The 1,022-nt window shown below is 65.8% G+C and carries 1 protein-coding gene and 1 pseudogene; both read right to left on the minus strand.

The window, feature by feature from the left end:
* Positions 1-451: pseudogene (locus tag RS027_RS13485) on the minus strand (helix-turn-helix domain-containing protein); the annotation flags it as partial.
* The gene (locus tag RS027_RS13490; RefSeq protein WP_311957767.1) at positions 448-945 is read right to left on the minus strand and encodes a helix-turn-helix domain-containing protein; all 498 of its coding nucleotides are present in this window, start codon (positions 943-945) and stop codon (positions 448-450) included. The gene RS027_RS13490 and the pseudogene RS027_RS13485, both read right to left, overlap by 4 nt.
* Between the last annotated feature and the right edge of the window lie 77 nt (positions 946-1,022).

Here is a 1,022-nt window from a genome sequence, read left to right on the forward strand (position 1 = left end):
GCCACGTGCAATCCCACGACCACACCTGATTCGGCGCAGTGGCCTGGTAGGTCGTGGGCTTGGTGCGGCGTTGAGGTGGCTTGGCACGGCCCCGGTGCACCACCTCCCGGTGCTTGCGCATCACCCGGTAGAACGACGAGGGTGACGCCAGATAGCGCTGCTCCTCATCGAACAAGCGCACCACGATCTGCTCCGGTGGCAAGCTCGCGTACTCGGGGCGGTGGCACACGTCGAGAATCTCCTGCTCTTCGGCCGGTGTCAGCGCGTTAGCCGGCACCGGCCGGTCGACCAAAGGGCGCTGGTCCTCGCGCAGCTCGCCGTCGCGCGTCCAGCGCTGGTACGTTCTGGCGGTGATGCCCAACTCGCGGCAGGCGGCCTCCAGGCGGGCCCCTTGGGCCCGGGCTTCTTCGATCAGCGCGATGGCGCGTTGGCGATCTGGGGTGCTGATCATGCGTCCTCGTCCCCCCAGATCGCCTTCGCCTTTTTTCTTAGGGCCAGTAACGCTGCGGTTTCTGCCAGGGCCTCGTTCTTGCGGGCGAGCTCCTTCTCCAGGACTTTGATGCGCTTACGCTGCTGTCTGGCCTCGTCGGCCTCACGTTGGCGTTCCGAGTGGGAGAGGCTGGCGGCCTGCTCGCAGTCGTGGCGCCACCGCTCCAGCTGCTCGGGATAAATCCCTCGGCGGCGGCAGTATTCCGCAGTTTCCTGGGCGTTCATCGAGGCGGTCTCGATCACGGCGCTGAACTTGTCCTTGGACGACCAGCCATCGGCGCCCTTGCCCAGAGCATCCGGCAGGCAACGCCCCTCGGCGCGGGCTTCCTTGCGCCACTTGTAGACGGTGCCCAGCGAGATCCCCTCCTGCTCCGCGATCACCTGCGGGGAGAGGTTGTGGGGAGGCAGCAGCTTAGTCACGACGGCTTGCCGGCGCTCCTCGGAGTAACGAGGCATGAGTGTCTCCTTTCGCCCCCTGGTCGGTTTATAAGAACAGGGTATCAGAGGGTACGACACTCATCCTGACACTGGGG

This window comes from Halomonas garicola, from assembly GCF_031935715.1.
Taxonomy (GTDB): domain Bacteria; phylum Pseudomonadota; class Gammaproteobacteria; order Pseudomonadales; family Halomonadaceae; genus Vreelandella; species Vreelandella garicola.

Bases quoted from the DNA above. Each gene is read 5' to 3' on its own strand.
- RS027_RS13490 (WP_311957767.1), bottom strand. From the start codon at position 945: ATGCCTCGTTACTCCGAGGAGCGCCGGCAAGCCGTCGTGACTAAGCTG.